This window comes from Streptomyces pseudovenezuelae (assembly GCF_029892565.1).
Taxonomy (GTDB): Bacteria; Actinomycetota; Actinomycetes; order Streptomycetales; family Streptomycetaceae; genus Streptomyces; species Streptomyces pseudovenezuelae_A.
In genome coordinates this window covers 497,311-514,962 of the sequence record NZ_JARXVH010000003.1, presented here as the reverse complement: position 1 = coordinate 514,962, position 17,652 = coordinate 497,311, and the positions used below count along the sequence as shown (strand labels likewise).

Annotated in this window: 16 protein-coding genes; 10 read left to right on the top strand and 6 right to left on the bottom strand. The window is 72.0% G+C overall.

Annotated elements, in window-relative coordinates; all coding sequences use genetic code 11:
* Window positions 1-49 precede the first annotated feature (49 nt).
* The gene (locus M2283_RS11315; RefSeq protein ID WP_280876261.1) at window positions 50-535 is read right to left on the bottom strand and encodes an Lrp/AsnC family transcriptional regulator; all 486 of its coding nucleotides are present in this window, start codon (window positions 533-535) and stop codon (window positions 50-52) included.
* 189 nt (window positions 536-724) lie between these two features.
* On the opposite strand from M2283_RS11315, the gene pdhA reads away from it, so the two are divergent.
* The 6 genes from pdhA (at window position 725) to M2283_RS11285 (ending at window position 7,824) form a co-directional block, all read left to right on the top strand.
* Window positions 725-1,858, top strand: a complete 1,134-nt coding sequence (gene pdhA / locus M2283_RS11310) for a pyruvate dehydrogenase (acetyl-transferring) E1 component subunit alpha (RefSeq protein ID WP_280876006.1) — start codon at window positions 725-727, stop codon at window positions 1,856-1,858.
* Complete coding sequence (locus M2283_RS11305; protein ID WP_280876005.1) at window positions 1,858-2,862, top strand: alpha-ketoacid dehydrogenase subunit beta; 1,005 nt, start codon at window positions 1,858-1,860, stop codon at window positions 2,860-2,862. Before pdhA ends, M2283_RS11305 begins: the two co-directional genes overlap by 1 nt.
* Window positions 2,862-4,307: a dihydrolipoamide acetyltransferase family protein gene (locus tag M2283_RS11300; RefSeq protein ID WP_280876004.1), complete on the top strand. Its 1,446-nt coding sequence runs from the start codon at window positions 2,862-2,864 to the stop codon at window positions 4,305-4,307. Before M2283_RS11305 ends, M2283_RS11300 begins: the two co-directional genes overlap by 1 nt.
* Window positions 4,308-4,433: 126 nt before the next feature.
* Entirely contained in the window at window positions 4,434-5,354 is a 921-nt protein-coding gene (locus tag M2283_RS11295; protein ID WP_280876003.1) for an NTP transferase domain-containing protein, read from the top strand.
* A complete protein-coding gene (locus tag M2283_RS11290; RefSeq protein WP_280876002.1) occupies window positions 5,351-6,730 on the top strand; it encodes a molybdopterin molybdotransferase MoeA in 1,380 nt (459 codons plus the stop codon). The genes M2283_RS11295 and M2283_RS11290 overlap by 4 nt, the downstream gene beginning before the upstream one ends.
* Window positions 6,727-7,824, top strand: coding sequence for a potassium channel family protein (locus M2283_RS11285; RefSeq protein WP_280876001.1), 1,098 nt, complete (start codon window positions 6,727-6,729; stop codon window positions 7,822-7,824). Before M2283_RS11290 ends, M2283_RS11285 begins: the two co-directional genes overlap by 4 nt.
* Window positions 7,825-7,848: 24 nt before the next feature.
* On the opposite strand, the gene M2283_RS11280 is transcribed toward M2283_RS11285, so the two are convergent.
* On the bottom strand, window positions 7,849-8,697 hold the full coding sequence (locus M2283_RS11280) for an ABC transporter permease (RefSeq protein WP_280876000.1): 849 nt from the start codon (window positions 8,695-8,697) through the stop codon (window positions 7,849-7,851).
* Window positions 8,694-9,722 carry an ATP-binding cassette domain-containing protein gene (locus tag M2283_RS11275; protein WP_280875999.1) on the bottom strand — a complete coding sequence of 343 codons (1,029 nt, stop codon included), beginning with the start codon at window positions 9,720-9,722 and terminating at the stop codon, window positions 8,694-8,696. The genes M2283_RS11280 and M2283_RS11275 overlap by 4 nt, the downstream gene beginning before the upstream one ends.
* Window positions 9,723-9,862: 140 nt before the next feature.
* Between M2283_RS11275 and M2283_RS11270 the strand changes: the two genes are divergently transcribed.
* On the top strand, window positions 9,863-10,843 hold the full coding sequence (locus tag M2283_RS11270) for an NAD(P)H-quinone oxidoreductase (RefSeq protein WP_280875998.1): 981 nt from the start codon (window positions 9,863-9,865) through the stop codon (window positions 10,841-10,843).
* A gap of 74 nt (window positions 10,844-10,917) precedes the next feature.
* On the opposite strand, the gene M2283_RS11265 is transcribed toward M2283_RS11270, so the two are convergent.
* On the bottom strand, window positions 10,918-11,331 hold the full coding sequence (locus M2283_RS11265) for a hypothetical protein (protein WP_280875997.1): 414 nt from the start codon (window positions 11,329-11,331) through the stop codon (window positions 10,918-10,920).
* 280 nt (window positions 11,332-11,611) lie between these two features.
* On the opposite strand from M2283_RS11265, the gene M2283_RS11260 reads away from it, so the two are divergent.
* Both M2283_RS11260 and M2283_RS11255 read left to right on the top strand, forming a co-directional pair.
* On the top strand, window positions 11,612-12,175 hold the full coding sequence (locus M2283_RS11260; RefSeq protein WP_280875996.1) for a PadR family transcriptional regulator: 564 nt from the start codon (window positions 11,612-11,614) through the stop codon (window positions 12,173-12,175).
* Window positions 12,176-12,323: 148 nt separating this feature from the next.
* Entirely contained in the window at window positions 12,324-12,866 is a 543-nt protein-coding gene (locus M2283_RS11255) for a bacterial proteasome activator family protein (RefSeq protein WP_280875995.1), read from the top strand.
* A 69-nt stretch (window positions 12,867-12,935) separates the two neighbouring features.
* Here M2283_RS11255 and M2283_RS11250 read toward each other — a convergent pair whose 3' ends face one another.
* The gene (locus M2283_RS11250; RefSeq protein ID WP_348538908.1) at window positions 12,936-14,561 is read right to left on the bottom strand and encodes a protein kinase domain-containing protein; all 1,626 of its coding nucleotides are present in this window, start codon (window positions 14,559-14,561) and stop codon (window positions 12,936-12,938) included.
* A 394-nt stretch (window positions 14,562-14,955) separates the two neighbouring features.
* Here M2283_RS11250 and M2283_RS11245 point away from each other — a divergent pair, with 394 nt between their 5' ends.
* Window positions 14,956-16,464 carry a protein kinase domain-containing protein gene (locus M2283_RS11245; RefSeq protein WP_432423064.1) on the top strand — a complete coding sequence of 503 codons (1,509 nt, stop codon included), beginning with the start codon at window positions 14,956-14,958 and terminating at the stop codon, window positions 16,462-16,464.
* A gap of 112 nt (window positions 16,465-16,576) precedes the next feature.
* Here M2283_RS11245 and M2283_RS11240 read toward each other — a convergent pair whose 3' ends face one another.
* Window positions 16,577-17,581: a phosphotransferase gene (locus M2283_RS11240; RefSeq protein ID WP_280875994.1), complete on the bottom strand. Its 1,005-nt coding sequence runs from the start codon at window positions 17,579-17,581 to the stop codon at window positions 16,577-16,579.
* Window positions 17,582-17,652: the final 71 nt, after the last annotated feature.

Below are 17,652 nucleotides of genomic sequence, written 5' to 3'. Positions count from 1 at the left end.
CCGCGGGGAGGTCCGAGCGGAGAGAGGCCTGATCCGAGGGCGGGACGGCTCAGCTCTGCGGCTCCAGGTCCTCCTCCTCGAACACCAGGAGTGTGCGGGTGCTGAGCACCTCCGGCATGGCCTGCAGCCGGGTGAGCACCAGTTCGCGCAGGGCCTTGTTGTCGGGCGTGTGCACCAGCAGCAGCACGTCGAAGTCCCCGCCCACCAGCGCGATGTGGGAGGCCCCGGGCAGCTGTCTGAGCTGCTCGCGCACCGTCCGCCAGGAGTTCTGGACGATCTTCAGGGTGATGTACGCCGAGGTGCCCTGACCGGCGCGTTCGTGGTCCACGCGGGCGCCGAACCCACGGATGACGCCGTCCTCGATGAGGCGGTTGATACGCGCGTAGGCGTTGGCGCGGGACACGTGCACCCGTTCGGCGACGGACCGTATCGACGCGCGGCCGTCCGCCTGGAGCATCTGCAGGATGTCCAGGTCGATCGCGTCGAGGGGGCGCGCGGGCGGCTGGGGCCCGCTGCCCTCCGGTCCTTCGGCCATTTGTTCAGGTGCCATGTCCCCCCGCCTCCCTAGCATGGACGTACTGCGTTCATTTCAGGTTGTGCAGAACCGTTTGTCCACAGCCTGGAGGTGCCTGTAGCCAAAATGTGCCGACGACCGAACAATCGGTAGGTGAGGCGCATCACTCTCGTGACGCGTCCACAGTCGCTCGCACGAGGAGGTGCCGTCATGACGGTCATGGAGCAGCGGGGCGCGTACCGGCCCGCGCCGCCGCCCGCCTGGCAGCCCCGCACGGACCCCGCGCCGCTGCTGCCCGACGCGCACCCGTTCCGCGTTCTCGGCACCGAGGCCGCCGCGCAGGCCGACCCGGCCCTGCTGCGCCGGCTGTACGCCGAGCTGGTCCGCGGGCGCAGATACAACACACAGGCCACCGCCCTCACCAAGCAGGGCCGCCTCGCCGTCTACCCCTCCAGCACCGGCCAGGAGGCCTGCGAGGTCGCCGCCGCGCTCGTCCTGGAGGAGCACGACTGGCTCTTCCCCAGCTACCGCGACACCCTCGCCGCCGTCGCCCGCGGCCTGGACCCCGTCCAGGCGCTCACCCTGCTGCGCGGCGACTGGCACACCGGCTACGACCCGCGCGAGCACCGCATCGCGCCCCTGAGCACCCCGCTCGCCACCCAGCTGCCGCACGCCGTCGGCCTCGCGCACGCCGCCCGCCTCAAGGGCGACGACGTGGTCGCGCTCGCCATGGTCGGTGACGGCGGCACCAGCGAGGGCGACTTCCACGAGGCGCTGAACTTCGCCGCCGTCTGGCAGGCCCCGGTCGTCTTCCTGGTCCAGAACAACGGCTTCGCCATCTCCGTCCCGCTCGCCAAGCAGACCGCGGCCCCCTCGCTGGCCCACAAGGCGGTCGGCTACGGCATGCCGGGCCGGCTGGTCGACGGCAACGACGCGGCGGCCGTGCACGCGGTCCTCGCCGACGCCGTACGGCAGGCACGCGCGGGTGGCGGTCCGACGCTCGTCGAGGCGGTCACGTACCGCATCGAGGCCCACACCAACGCCGACGACGCGACCCGCTACCGCGGCGACACCGAGGTCGAGGCCTGGCGCGCGCACGACCCGATCGCGCTCCTGGAGCACGAGCTGACCGAGCGCGGCCTGATCGACGAGGCCGGTGTCCAGGCCGCGCGGGACGCCGCCGAGACCATGGCCGCCGACCTGCGCGAGCGCATGAACCAGGACCCGGCGCTCGACCCCATGGACCTGTTCGCCCACGTCTACGCCGAACCCACCCCGCAACTGCGCGAGCAGCGCGAGCAGTTGGCGGCGGAGCTGGCGGCCGAGCGGGAAGGGGCGCACTGATGACCACCGTCGCCCTCAAGCCGGCCACCATGGCGCAGGCCCTCACGCGCGCGCTCCGCGATGCCATGGCCGCCGACCCGGCCGTGCACGTCCTCGGTGAGGACGTCGGCACGCTCGGCGGCGTCTTCCGGGTCACCGACGGGCTCGCCAAGGAGTTCGGCGAGGACCGGTGCACGGACACCCCGCTGGCCGAGGCGGGCATCCTCGGCGCGGCCGTCGGCATGGCCATGTACGGGCTGCGGCCGGTCGTGGAGATGCAGTTCGACGCGTTCGCCTACCCGGCGTTCGAGCAGCTCATCAGCCACGTCTCGCGGATGCGCAACCGCACGCGCGGGGCGATGCCCCTGCCGATCACCGTCCGCATCCCCTACGGCGGCGGCATCGGCGGCGTCGAGCACCACAGCGACTCCTCCGAGGCGTACTACATGGCGACCCCGGGCCTGCACGTCGTCACGCCCGCGACCGTCGCCGACGCCTACGGACTGCTGCGCGCCGCGATCGCCTCCGACGACCCGGTCGTGTTCATGGAGCCCAAGCGCCTGTACTGGTCGAAGGACTCCTGGAACCCCGAGGAGCCATCACCCGTCGAGCCGATCGGCCGCGCGGTCGTGCGCCGCCCGGGCACCAGCGCCACGCTCATCACCTACGGCCCGTCCCTGCCCGTCTGCCTCGACGCCGCCGAGGCGGCGCGGGCCGAGGGCTGGGACCTCGAAGTCGTCGACCTGCGCTCCCTGGTGCCGTTCGACGACGAGACGGTGTGCGCCTCGGTACGGCGGACCGGGCGCGCGGTCGTCGTGCACGAGTCGGGCGGATACGGCGGTCCCGGCGGGGAGATCGCGGCCCGCGTCACCGAGCGCTGCTTCCACCACCTGGAGGCACCGGTGCTGCGCGTGGCCGGGTTCGACATCCCGTATCCGCCGCCGATGCTGGAGCGGCACCATCTGCCCGGCGTGGACCGGATCCTGGACGCCGTGGCCCGTCTGCAGTGGGAGGCCGAGGGCTGATGGCACAGGTGCTGGAGTTCAAACTGCCCGACCTCGGCGAAGGGCTCACCGAGGCGGAGATCGTGCGCTGGCTGGTCCAGGTCGGCGACGTCGTCGCCATCGACCAGCCGGTCGTCGAGGTCGAGACGGCCAAGGCGATGGTCGAGGTGCCCTGTCCCTACGGCGGCGTCGTCACGGCCCGCTTCGGCGAGGAGGGCGCGGAACTGCCCGTGGGGGCGCCGCTGTTGACGGTGGCGGTCGGCGGGGAGGTGGCCTCCGGCGGTTCGGCTGACGACTCGGGCGGCTCTGCGGAGGACGCGGGCGATTCTGCGGAGGGCTCGGGGAACGTCCTTGTGGGGTACGGCACTTCGGAGGCACCTGCGCGGCGACGGCGGGTTCGGCCCGCGGGGCCGACGGTTGCTGCGGGGCCGGTGGCTTCGACGGCTCCTGCGGTGGCGACCGCTTCGACGGCGCCGGCTCGCAATGGTGCGGTCGCACCGGCCCTGATCGACGGCACCGTCTCGACCACCGAGGGGACACCTGGCCGGACTGCCGATGGGCCCGTACCGGTCATCTCGCCTCTCGTGCGGCGGCTTGCCCGTCAGAACGGTCTGGATCTGCGGCAGATGACGGGGTCCGGCCCCGACGGACTGATCCTGCGGGCGGACGTGGAGCAGGCGATGCGTGCCGTCGTCGCGCCGAGCGAGGCCACCGGCTCCGCCGCCCCTGCGCTCGCCGCGCCCACCGCCACACCCACCCCGTCGGCCGCCACGCGCACGGGCATTCGCGTGCCCCTCAAGGGAGTTCGCGGAGCCGTCGCCGACAAGCTCTCCCGCAGTCGGCGCGAGATCCCGGACGCGACCTGCTGGGTGGATGCCGACGCGACGGAGTTCATGCGCGCGCGGGCCGCGATGAACGCCTCTGGCGGGCCGAAGATCTCCGTCCTCGCCCTGCTGGCCCGCGTCTGCACGGCCGCCCTCGCCCGCTTCCCCGAGCTCAACTCCACGGTCGACATGGAGGCCAGGGAGATCGTCCGGCTGGAACAGGTGCACCTCGGCTTCGCCGCGCAGACCGAGCGGGGTCTGGTCGTACCGGTCGTGCGGGACGCGCACGGGCGGGGCGCCGAGTCGCTGAGCGCGGAGTTCGGCCGACTGACCGAGGCGGCCCGGGCCGGCACGCTCACGCCCGGGGAACTCACGGGCGGGACCTTCACGTTGAACAACTACGGAGTGTTCGGCGTCGACGGTTCCACGCCGATCATCAACCACCCCGAGGCCGCGATGCTCGGCGTCGGCCGCATCGTCCCCAAGCCGTGGGTGCACGAGGGCGAGCTGGCGGTGCGCCAGGTCGTCCAGCTCTCCCTCACCTTCGACCACCGCGTCTGCGACGGCGGCACGGCGGGCGGTTTCCTGCGGTACGTGGCGGACTGCGTGGAACAACCGGCGGTGCTGCTGCGGACGCTGTGAGCGGTGGTCCATGGTGTCGGTGCAGGTGCGTGGCCCCCGCCCGCCCCGCCCTTCCCGTCCCGCACCCGGTGATTGCGTCGGCGCCCATGCGTTCCCTGTGATCGTGACGGCACGCATACTCGGGGGGTGACCTCGTACGAGCCTCCGGGTGGTCCCGGTGTCGAGCCGGCCTACGACGCCGTCGTGCTCGCCGGGGGTGCCGCTCGGCGGCTCGGCGGTGCCGACAAGCCCGGGGTGCGGGTCGGTGGGCGGGCGCTGCTCGACCGCGTGCTCGCCGCGTGTGCCGACGCGCGCACCACCGTGGTCGTCGCCGATGTCCGCCCCACCGCCCGGCCCGTGGTGTGGGCGCGTGAGGAGCCGCCCGGCGGGGGCCCCGTCGCCGCGCTCGCCGCCGGTCTCGCGCACACCACGGCGGAACATGTCGTCGTCCTCTCCGCCGACCTCCCGTTTCTCGAACCGACGACGGTACGGCGGCTGCTGGCGGCCCTGCGGGCGAGCGGAACGGAGGGCGTCCTCCTCACCGACACCGACGGTCGCGACCAACCCCTCGTCGCCGCGTACCGCGCAGACGCCCTGCACCGCGAGCTCGCCGCGCCGACGGGCGCCGACGCGAAGGGGACCGGCACTCCTGCCGCTCCCCTCACCGGCCTCCCCCTCCGCCGCCTGACCGCCGGTCTCCACCTCACCCGCGTCCCCGACCCCGTCGCCTCGTTCGACTGCGACACCTGGGACGACATCGCCGCCGCCAGGGCACGTATCAGGGAGCATGGGCACGTGTTGGATGAATGGATTTCCGCTGTCAAGGACGAGCTGGGGCTCGATCTGGACGTCGACACCGGCGTTCTGCTCGACCTCGCTCGTGATGCCGCCCACGGAGTGGCGAGGCCCGCGGCGCCGCTGACGACCTTTCTCGTCGGGTACGCGGCCGCGCAGGCCGGGGGCGGTCCGGAAGCCGTCGCCGAGGCCGCCCGCAAGGCCGTCGCGCTCGCCCTGCGTTGGGCCGAGGAGGACGACTCCGAGGCCAAGCCCGCCCCGGACGCCGGGTGACCGCCCGGACCGGTGGGAACGCCGAGGACACCGACTTCGACGTCGAGGAGGTGCTCGCGCTGGTGAGGGATCCCGGCAGTCGTACTCCTGCTCCCGCATCCGCTCCCGCTTCCGGCGACGGCGTGCCCGCCCCCGCCGGATCTGGCGCCTCGCGTGATCAGCACGCGGCTTCGCACAAGGCCACCGCCTGGGCCGAGGCCCGGGCGATCGCCGCGCGGGCCGCTCGGGCCGGTGGGCGGCGGGCTCCCGTTTCCGTGCGGATCGAGGGCGCGCTCGGGCTCACCCTGGCCGCCCCCCTCACCGCCCTCACCGACCTGCCCTCCTTCGACACCTCGGCGATGGACGGCTGGGCGGTCGCGGGGCCCGGTCCCTGGGACGTACGGGACGAGGGCGTGCTCGCCGGGCACGGGGAGCCGGCGCGGCTCACCGACGGGGAGGCCGTGCGGATCGCCACCGGTGCGCGGATCCCGTCGGACACCACGGCCGTGCTGCGCAGCGAACACGGTCGTACCGACGACAAGGGCCGCCTGTACGCCGGGCGGGATCTCCAGCACGGCCAGGACATCCGGCCGCGGGGGCAGGAGTGCCGCTCCGGGGATCAACTGGTCCCGCTGGGCACACTCGTGACCCCGGCGGTGCTCGGACTTGCCGCGGCCGCGGGGTACGACACCCTCACCGCCGTACCCGCTCCCCGCGCCGAAGTCCTCGTCCTGGGTGACGAGTTGCTCACCGAGGGGCTGCCGCGCGAGGGGCTGATCAGGGACGCGCTCGGGCCGATGCTGCCGCCGTGGCTGCGTGCGCTGGGCGCCGAGGTCGCGGCGGTTCGTCGGATCGGTGACGACGCCAAAGCCCTGCACAAGGCGATCACCGGCTCCGACGCCGATCTGATCGTGACCACCGGCGGTACCGCCTCCGGGCCCGTCGACCACGTCCACCCCACCCTGCAGCGCATCGGCGCCGAACTCCTCGTCGACGGCGTCAAGGTGCGACCCGGCCACCCCATGCTGCTGGGCCGCACCAAGGAGAACCAGCACCTCGTGGGCCTGCCCGGCAACCCCCTCGCCGCCGTCTCCGGACTGCTCACGCTCGCCGAGCCCCTGCTGCGGACCCTTGCGGCCCGCCCCGCACCCGAGCCGTACACGATGCCGATCCAGGACGCGGTGCACGGCCATCCGCACGACACCCGGCTGATCCCCGTCGTGCTGCGCGGTGACCACGCCGTTGCGCTGCACTACAACGGTCCGGCGATGCTGCGCGGCATCGCGGCGGCCGATGGCCTGGTCGTCGTACCACCGGGCGGTGCTCGCGCGGGTGAGGAGCTCGAACTGCTCGATCTGCCCTGGGCGTTCGCCGGGATCGGGGTGTGTTTCACGTGAAACTTCCGGGCCATGACGCGATCGCCCGGCAGGCGGACGAGCATCTCGTGACCCATCGGGTGAAACTCCCGAAGAAGGTCGTCGAGCGCCCCATCCAGCAGGTTCTGAGACGCCTGCTCATGGCTTTGCTGGTGCTGGCCGCCACCGCCCTGATCGTCTGGATCGACCGTGACGGCTACAACGACAACTCCGACGGGTCGGTCGACTTCCTCGACGCGGCGTACTACGCGACGGTCACCCTCTCCACCACCGGGTACGGCGACATCGCCCCCGTCAGCGACGGTGCCCGGCTCACCAACATCCTCGTCATCACGCCGCTGCGGGTGGTCTTCCTGATCATCCTGGTCGGCACCACGCTCGAAGTCCTCACCGAACGGACCCGGGAGGAATGGCGTCAGAACCGCTGGAGGTCCACCTTGCGCGATCACACCGTCGTCATCGGCTTCGGGACGAAGGGGCGTTCGGCGATCCAGACCGTCTGCGCGACCGGGCTGAAGCAGGAGCAGGTCGTCGTGGTCGACCCGAGCGCCAAGGTGATCGAGGCCGCGACCGCCGACGGGTTCGCCGGGGTGGTCGGGGACGCGACCCGCAGCGAGGTCCTGGTGCGGGCCGAGGTGCAGCGCGCACGGCAGATCATCATCGCGACCCAACGGGACGACACGGCCGTGCTGGTGACCCTGACGGCCCGGCAGCTCAACCGCGGCGCCAAGATCGTGGCCGCGGTCCGCGAGGAGGAGAACGCGCCGCTGCTCAAGCAGTCCGGCGCCGACGCCGTCATCACCAGCGCGAGCGCGGCCGGGCGGCTGCTCGGTCTGTCCGTGCTCAGCCCCGCGGCCGGCATGGTGATGGAGGACCTCATCCAGCAGGGCAGCGGGCTCGACATGGTCGAACGGCCCGTCATAAAGGCCGAGGTGGGCAAGAAGCCGCGCGAGACCGACGACCTGGTGGTGAGTGTCGTACGCGGGCACCGGGTGCTCGGATACGACGATCCGGCCGTCGGGACACTGCAGTTGACGGACCGGCTGATCACGATCGTGCGGGCGTCGCCGGGCGCGCAGATCGCACCCGACGTCCGCCCGATGCCCCGGCAGTGACCGTGACCATCTGGACCGCCCGGACTACTTGCGGTTGTACAGCCGCATCGTGATCGGGCCGAAGACCAGGACGAACAGGCCTGCCCAGCCCAGTGACCAGGCGACCTCGGCGGCCGGCCAGTCGCCGGCCATCAGGTCGCGCACCGCCGACGAGACGTGGGTGATCGGGCTGTTGTTGACGAAGGCCTGGAGCCAGCCCGGCATGGTGTGCGGGTCGACGAAGACGTTGGACAGGAAGGTCAGCGGGAAGATCACCATCATGCTGACGCCCATCACCGACTTCTCGGTGCGCAGCAGCAGCCCGAACATCGTCCAGATCCACGAGAACGCGAACGAGAAGACGACGAGCAGCACGATCCCGGCGAGCACTCCGGCGACCCCGCCGTCCGGGCGGTAGCCCAGGATCATGCCGACGGTGAGCATCACGACCGAGGCGATCGTGTAGCGCAGGGCGTCGCCGAGCAGATAGCCGACCATCACCGCCGGCCGCCAGATCGGCAGCGTGCGGAAGCGGTCGAAGACGCCCTTCTCGATGTCGGTGTTGACCGAGACGCCCGTGTACATGGTGATCATCACGACCGACATCACCAGGATGCCCGGCAGCAGGAACTGGATGTACTCCTTCGGCGACCCGGCCAGGGCGCCCCCGAACAGGTACGTGTACATCAGCACCATCATGATCGGGAACGCGGTGACGTCGAAGAGCTGCTCCGGCACGTGCTTGATCTTGAGCATGGCCCGCCAGCCGAAGGTCAGCGAGGCGGACAGGGCGCTGGGCCGGGGCGGTCGCTCCCCGCCGATCAGCAGCGCGGCGAGCGACTCGGCGCTGACCGGGGCGAGGTCCTTGGTCTCGGTGCTCGTGACGGTACTCATGCGACGGCCTCGCTCTTCTGGGTGCCCTGCTCCGCGGTGTCCTGCTTCGCCGAGTCCTGCGTGTCATGTCCGGTGAGGGCGAGGAAGACCTCGTCCAGGCTGGGCTGGCCCAGCGAGAAGTTGTCCACGGTGATGCCCGTGCGGGCCAGTTCGCCGAGCGCGCGGGCGGCCTGTTCGGCTGCCGTGTCGCTCGCCGCCGCGCCCACGCGGGCGGTCAGCGCGACCGGGTCGGGCTCCAGCTGCACCTGCGCGTCCAGGGCCCGCCGCAGCACCTCGGCCGCCTCGGGCCGCTGCCCCGCGTCCCTGAGGCGCAGGTGTACGGAACCGGCGCCGACGGACGCCTTGAGCTCGCCCTTCGTGCCCTCGGCGATCACCTTGCCGCGGTCGATGACGGCGATCCGGGACGCCAACTGGTCGGCCTCGTCCAGGTACTGCGTGGTCAGCAGCACCGTCGTGCCCTGCGCGACGACCGCGCGGACGATGTCCCACACCTGGTTGCGGCTGCGCGGGTCGAGTCCCGTGGTCGGCTCGTCCAGGAAGAGCAGGTCGGGGGTGTTGAGGATGGACGCGGCGATGTCGATACGCCGCCGCATGCCGCCGGAGTAGTGCTTGACCTGCTTTCCGGCCGCGTCCGTGAGCCCGAAGGCCTCCAGGAGCTGCGCCGAACGCTCCCGCGCGGCCTTCTTGGCCTGGCCGAGGAGGCGGCCCAGCAGGATCAGGTTCTCGGCGCCGGTGAGGTCCTCGTCCACCGACGCGTACTGGCCGGTGAGGCTGACGCGGGCGCGGACCTCGTCGGCCTCGCGCACGACGTCGTGGCCGAAGACGTGCGCCTCGCCGTCGTCCGGGCGCAGCAGCGTGGCCAGCATCTTGACTGTGGTGGTCTTGCCCGCGCCGTTCGGGCCGAGGAGGCCGTAGACCGTGCCGGTCGGGACGGCGAGGTCGACGCCGTCCACCGCCCTGGTGTCCCCGAACGTCTTCACCAGGCCCGCGGTCTCGATGGCCAGGCCGGTCGTGTGCTGGCTCATGGTGGGTTTTCCTTCCATGCACTTGGTTTCTGCATGGTGAGACCTTTACCTTCGCTGGAACTCATCGGTGATCACACACTTCTTTCGGTACGGACCCGGCGGACGGGAGCGGCGCGGTACCGAGGGGTAGCGTCCTTCACATGTATGCGATCACGATTCCCGAACCTGGTGGGCCCGAGGCGCTGGTGTGGGACGAGGTCCCCGATCCGGTGCCCGGCGAGGGCGAAGTGCTGGTCGAGGTGGTGGCCGGCGCCGTCAACCGCGCCGACATCCTGCAACGGCAGGGCTTCTACGACCCGCCGCCCGGCGCCTCTCCGTACCCCGGCCTGGAGTGCTCGGGCCGGATCGTCGAGACCGGACCCGGCGTCTCCGCCTGGGCGGTCGGCGACGAGGTGTGCGCGCTGCTCGCGGGCGGCGGATACGCCGAGAAGGTCGTCGTTCCGGCGGGCCAGCTCCTGCCCGTGCCCGAGGGCGTCGACCTCAAGAGCGCCGCCGCGCTGCCCGAGGTGGTCTGCACGGTCTGGTCGAACGTCTTCATGGTCGCCCACCTGCGGCCCGCCGAGACGCTGCTCGTGCACGGCGGCTCCAGCGGCATCGGCACGATGGCGATCCAGCTGGCCAAGGCGGTCGGCGCGAAGGTCGCCGTGACGGCCGGTACGAAGGAGAAGCTCGACCGGTGTGCCGAGCTGGGCGCCGACATCCTGATCAACTACCGCGAGCAGGACTTCGTCGAGGAGGTCAGGAAGGCCACCGACGGGGCGGGCGCCGACGTCATCCTCGACAACATGGGCGCCAAGTATCTGGACCGCAACGTCCAGGCCCTCGCCGTCAACGGGCGCCTCGCGATCATCGGCATGCAGGGCGGCCTCAAGGGCGAGCTGAACATCGCCGCGCTGCTCGGCAAGCGGGGCGCCATCAGCGCGACCTCGCTGCGCGCGCGTCCGCTCTCCGAGAAGGCGGCGATCGTCGCCGCCGTACGCGAACACGTCTGGCCGCTGCTTGCCGCCGGGCACGTCCACCCGGTCGTCGACCGCGAGATCCCGATGCCCGACGCGGCAGCCGCTCACCGGGTCGTGGAGGAGAGCGGTCACGTGGGCAAGGTGTTGTTGGTGGCGCCCTAGGGGCGGGGAACGCGGGCGGGCCGCGCGGCGCAGGACGGCCATGCCCGAGCCACGCTCCCTCGGCCGGACAGGCTCTACCCGCGCCGCAATCGCAGGCCCGCGAACGCCAGGCCCAGACCGAGGCCGATCAGGACCAGGCCGCTGCCCAGCGGCAGGATCCGCAGGACGGGCTCGGTCGGGGCCTCGGCGTGCGTGACGGGCCGGTGCGCCGGTCGGCCGAGGGGCGTGGCGGGTGGACGGGCGGCGAGCCCCGGCGTCTCGGAGGCCTGCACCGACTCGGTGGCGTCGGGTGAACTCCCGTCGTCGTCCTCCTCGACGTACCCCGAGTCCTCCTCTTCCGCGTCCCCGTCCTCGTCAGCAGGCGCCGACGTCTCCGCCCGCCCCGGCCGTTCCCGCCCTTCACCTGCAAGGCTTCCGGCGCGGGAGGGTTCGGCGGAGCCGTCGGGAGCCTCGGGAGACGGGGAACCGGACGCCTTCGTGCCCGTCACAGCCGCGGGCGCCCCTGGAACAGGGGCGTGCGAAGCAGTCACCCTGGGGGCAGGGGCATGCGAAGGGGTCACCCCGGGCGACGGCACCGCCCCATAAGACGGCGCAGCCGCCCCGCACCACAGGACGAGTACCCCCGTCCCCGTCCCCACCACCCGTCCCGTCGCCCGTAGCGTGCGTAGCCATGGAGTCACGTCTCCAGGCTCACACCGGCCTCGCAATCAGGCATTCCGGGTTCCGCCAGAGGGTCGAAGGGGCGCGGGGTGGTTGCACAATCCAGGTATGTCGATACGCCACGGACTGCTCGCGCTGCTGGACCGCGGCCCCCGCTACGGCTCCCGGCTGCGCACCGAGTTCGAGGCGCGTACCGGCGGCACCTGGCCGCTCAACATCGGGCAGGTCTACACGACCCTCGGCCGCCTGGAGCGGGACGGGATGGTCGTCCAGGAGGGCGCCGACGAGGCCGGCCGGGCGCTGTACGCGCTGACCGAGGCGGGCCGGGCCGAGCTGCGGGCCTGGTTCGCGGGACCGGTCGAGCGGGCCGGGGCGCCCCGCGACGAACTGGCGATCAAGCTGGTCCTCGCGGTCGGCGCGCCCGGCGTGGACGTACGCCGGGTCGTCGAGGCGCAGCGCCGGCACATGGCGGACGCGCTGCACGAGTACGTACGACTGCGGGCGCGGGCGTTGACCGGGGCGCCCGCCGAGCATCCGGACGAGCTGGCCCGGCTGCTGGTCCTGGAGCAGCTGATCTGTCACGCGGAGGCGGAGATCCGCTGGCTGGACCACTGCGAGACCCGGCTGCTGCGGATGGTCCGCGGCACGCGGCCGGAACCGCCGCCCCCCTGATCGGCGGGACCGACATCGGACAGTCCGCGGCGCGATTCCGCGAAATCCCCCGCACCGCCCCTGCGGAGTTCCCGCCCCGCAATCGTTGGATCACCTTTCACCGGGGGCGCCACGGTGATGAGATGCACGGGTGCGAGAGAATGGCGGCATGGAGATGCCGAGGAACGAACGGTCGCCGGACAATCCGCAGATCCTGGTCGTTGGCCAGGACGGTATGGCGATTGGCGGCGGCGGAGACGAGGACTCCCGCGAGATTCCGGTGACGGAACAGGTCGAGCAGCCGGCCAAGGTGATGCGGATCGGCAGCATGATCAAGCAGCTTCTCGAGGAGGTGCGGGCGGCTCCCCTCGACGAGGCGAGCCGGGTGCGGCTCAAGGAGATCCACCGCAGCTCGGTGAAGGAGCTGGAGGACGGGCTCGCGCCGGAGCTGGTCGAGGAGCTGGAGCGGCTCTCCCTGCCCTTCCGGGACGAGGGAACCCCCAGCGACGCGGAACTGCGCATCGCGCAGGCCCAGTTGGTCGGTTGGCTGGAGGGTCTCTTCCACGGGATCCAGACCACGCTGTTCGCCCAGCAGATGGCCGCGCGGGCCCAGTTGGAGCAGATGCGCCGCGCCCTTCCGCCGGGTGTCGGCGGCCAGGAAGCGGGCGAGGACGGTCATCCGGGCAGCCGGGTGGGCGGACCGTACCTGTAGACATCCGAATTCAGACACCCGAACGCGAAGGGGCCCGGCAGTTCGACTGCCGGGCCCCTTCACCTTCGGTCAGGACGGCGGGTTGCCCGTCGAGACGCCCAGCTCGATCTCCGGCATGTTCTTCGGGTCGACGTCCGTGTCCGCGGACGGGAACTGGTTGATGACCGCGCCCTGTCCGTACGTGTTCTCGTCGACGTTCTTGGTCGCGACCTCCCAGCCCGCCGCCTGGAGGCACTCCTTGACCGACTTGATGTACTTGAAGCGGAAGTCGGGCAGCCGGATCTTGTCGGGGTCGTTGTACGACTCCTGCGGTTCCGAGCACTCGGAGGAGTCGATCGTCTTCGAGGTGTCCGGACCGCGGTACCCCGACACCTTGGTCGCCGACGCGCTCGCGCTGCTGTCGCCACCCTTGCCCTCGTCGCCGCTGCCGCCGCCGTTGTTGAGCGCCAGCGCCGCGATCAGACCGCCGACGGCGAGCACGGAGACGACGATCGCGCCGATGATCACCGGACGGTTGCCCTTGCCGCCGCCCCCGGAGGCCGGGCCGGGCTGGGGCGAGAGGTTGTACGGCGGCGGGGTCTGCGGCTGCTGCCCGTACCCCGCGGGCGTCGGGTAGCCGCCCTGCTGCGGGTAGCCGTACGCCGGAGAGGGGGTGGGCGTGCCGTACGGGTTGGGGTTGGGGGTCGGCTGGTACGGCGTCTGGACCGGGCCGGGGGGCGCCGGGGCCGCCTGGTCGACCGGTGGGAACACCGCGGAGCCGACGCCGGCGCCGCTCGGGGTGGGCGCGCCGGGGACGATGCTCGGCGGGGTCGCGTGGAAGGACGCGGCCACGCGCAGGCACTCGTCGCGCATGGCGACGGCGCTCGGAAAGCGCTCGTTCGGGTTCTTCTTCAGCGCGCGGGCGACGAGCGCGTCCACCGCCGGAGGCAGCGCCCGGTTGACCGAGGACGGAGCGACCGGCTCCTCCTGCACGTGCGCGTACGCGATGGCCAGTGGCGAGTCCGCGTCGAACGGCAGCCGCCCGGTGACCAGTTGGAACAGCATGACGCCGACCGAGTAGAGGTCTGAGCGCGCGTCCACCCCACGGCCCAGCGCCTGCTCGGGCGAGAGGTACTGCGGGGTGCCGACCACCATGCCGGTCTGCGTCATCGAGGTGACGCCGGACTGCATGGCGCGCGCGATGCCGAAGTCCATCACCTTCACGACACCGCGCTTGGTCACCATCACGTTGCCCGGCTTGATGTCCCGGTGGACCAGCCCCATCTCGTGGCTGATCTCCAGCGCGGCCAGCACGTCCGCGGTGACCTTGAGCGCATGGTCGGCTGACATCGCGCCGAACCGCCGCACGTCCTCGTCCAGCACCGAGCCGAGCGGCCGGCCCTCGACGTACTCCATGACGATGTACGGCATCGTCGAGCCGTCCAGCTCGTCCTCACCGGTGTCGAAGACCGAGACGATGTTGGTGTGCGTGAGCTTGGCCACGGCCTGGGCCTCGCGGCGGAAGCGCTCGCGGAAGGCCTGCTCGCGGCCGAGTTCGGTGTGCAGTGTCTTGATCGCGACCTGCCGGTCGAGCACGGCGTCGTACGCCAGGTGCACCGAGGCCATGCCGCCCTCACCGAGCAAGTCGCGCAGCTGATAGCGGCCGGCGGCCAGCGCCCGCCCCGCGTACCGGCCCTGTGCGCCGTCCTGGCTCATGTTCCGTGTCCCCCATCGGCCTTCAGAAGCCGGCCCGACCGCCGTTGATCTACTGACTCATTACCGGCCAAGTCTGCCCGAGGGCACTGACACGTCAAGTTCGGTGCCCGATCCGTGACCGTACGCGAAAGAAGCAGCGCGAGAGCGTTACAGAGGCTGTACGGGCGGTACACACAAGTTGCACCACTGAACGGTTCGACGGTTGGATGGCCGGTCCGTCCTGATGCGGTTCGCGGCGCCCGTCCCGGACCGGAGGCTTGCGTTGAGGCTGTAGCGTGGCCGACGGAGACCGTAACAACACCGCGCGCACCGCGGGCAGAAACGACGGCGAGGACTGATGGCACAGCAGCACGCTCAGGGCCCGTCCGACCCCGAGGCGGCTGGTGGCGGCGGAATGTCGGACGCACCGGAGCTGTGGGGCAACGGCGGACTGGTCGGCGACGGCCGGTACCGGCTGACCCACAGACTGGGCCGGGGCGGTATGGCCGAGGTTTTCGCGGCCGAGGACGTACGGCTCGGGCGCACGGTCGCGGTCAAGCTGCTCCGTTCCGACCTGGCCGAGGACCCGACGTCCAAGGCCCGCTTCACGCGCGAGGCCCAGTCGGTTGCCGGCCTCAACCACCACGCGATCGTCGCCGTGTACGACTCCGGCGAGGACTACGTGGGCGGCATGTCGGTGCCGTACATCGTCATGGAGATCGTCGAGGGACGGACGATCCGCGACCTCCTCCTCAACGCCGAGGCGCCCGGCCCCGAGCAGGCCCTGATCATCGTCTCCGGGGTCCTGGAGGCGCTCGCCTACTCGCACCAGCACGGCATCGTGCACCGTGACATCAAGCCCGCGAACGTGATCATCACGCACAACGGCGCCGTCAAGGTCATGGACTTCGGCATCGCCCGCGCGCTGCACGGCGCGTCCACGACGATGACGCAGACCGGCATGGTCATGGGCACGCCCCAGTACCTCTCCCCGGAGCAGGCGCTCGGCAAGGCGGTCGACCACCGCTCCGACCTGTACGCGACGGGCTGCCTGCTGTACGAACTCCTCGCGCTGCGGCCCCCGTTCACCGGCGAGACGCCCCTGTCGGTGGTCTACCAGCACGTCCAGGACATCCCGACCCCGCCGTCCGAGGTCTCCGAAGCCTCGCCGCCGGAGCTCGACGGCCTGGTCATGCGCTCGCTGGCCAAGGAGCCCGACGACCGCTTCCAGACCGCCGAGGAGATGCGCGGCCTGGTCCAGTACGGGCTGCAGATGCTGTACGACCAGGGCGGCCACACCGGCACCTGGAACACCGGCCCGGTCGGCATGCACGACGGCCGGACCCCGGTGGCGGGCTACGGCGCCACGTCGGTGCTGCCCGCCGGCGACTCCTCCGGTACGACGCAGATCCCGCAGCCGATCCTGCCCGGCGGCTACGGCAACGGCGACGACGGCGGATTCGAGGGACACGGCAACCGGGGCGGCGGCCGCGGCAAGCTGTGGATCCTCGCGGTGCTCGCGGTGATCGCCATCGCGGCGGGCGTCGCGCTGGCGCTGAACAACGGCGGTTCGGGCGACGGCGGTTCGAGCCCCTCCAAGTCGCCGTCCCAGTCGGCGTCCACCGAGGACGACTCGGTCAGCGAGACGCCGAGCGACGACACGTCCGAGGAGCCGACCGACCAGCAGACCGACGACGGCAGCGGCACGAGCTCCGGCTCGAACTACACGCCGTCGTACACGCCCTCGTACACGCCGTCCCAGAGCGCGACGAACGAGCCGACCGACGAGCCCACGGACGAGCCCACCACCGAGGAGCCCACGGACGAGCCGTCCGCCACCGCGACCCAGCCCACGGGCGAGCCGACGGACCCGGGCACGGACGGCGGCGTGGAAGGCGGTGTGGGCTCGGGCGTTCTCGGCTGACCCCAGGATCACCACGGACACGGAAACGCGCGCGTAGAGCCGGAAACGGCCTCTACGCGCGCGTGCTGTTTTCCGGACGTCGGCTACGACGCCCAGGCGTACGGCGTTCCGGCTACGACGCGAACGCCTCGCACACCGTCTCGTACTCCCGGGTCCACCACACGGCCAGCGCCGAGGCGGCCGGGAACTGGGGATCCGCTCGGGTGTCGCCGCGCTCGTAGTGCCAGCGCAGCATCCAGAAGTCGTTGAGGCGCTCCCACCACACGCGGTGCACGGCCGCCGCGAGCTGGGAGGGCGTGGCGCCGGCCGTGCGCCGGTACGCGTGCGCGTACGCCCGTACCTTCGGCAGGTCGAGCGCGCCCGCGGGGCGTACGAAGAAGATCGCGGCGGCGCGTACGGCCTCCTCCGCGCGCGGGCGCAGGCCGAGCCGGTCCCAGTCGACGATGGCGGCGGGCGCGTCGCCCTTGTAGAGCAGGTTGAACGGGTGGAAGTCGCCGTGCACCCAGCCGACGCACGCGCCGTGCGGGGGGCGCCGGTCGGCGTGCTGCTCAAGCAGCGCCCGGCGTTCCAGGAGGCGGTGGCGGGCCAACTCGTCGAAGGAGTCCGCCGGATGGTGGCGCCGTACCCGGGTGAGCAGGTCGTCGATCAGGGTGAACGTGTCCTCGGGGTCGGCGCTGTCGGCCGGCTCGTCGCACGCGCGCGTGGGGCGCGGCATCACGCGCTCCAGGCTCGCGTGCACCACCCCGAGCAGCGCCCCGAGGCGCTCGCACTGGGTGGTGGTGAGCTGGCCGCCGTTGCGGTGCCGCCCCTCGATCCACGGGTGCAGGGCGTAGGCGTGGCCGCCGACGACGGCGACCGTACGTCCGTCCCGGCCGGTCAGTGGTGGGGCCACCGGGACGCCCAGGGCGGCCAGGCGCTGGGTGGCCCGGTGCTGGCGGGCGATGGCGACCGGGTCGGCGGTCTCGGGGTCGAAGTGGTGCTTGAGGAAGTAGCGGCCGCGGGTCGTGCGCAGCCGGTAACCACGGTTGAGCAGGCCCTGTTCGACGGGCTCGCAGGTGACGGCGGAACCGGCCGCGTACTGGCGCAGCAAGGGCTCCAGCGGGGGCGCGTGAGGCAATGGGGGTGGTAAAGGGGAGCGCGGCACGCGCCAGATGCTAGGGCACGAGCCGGTGCCTTGACCTGGGCTTT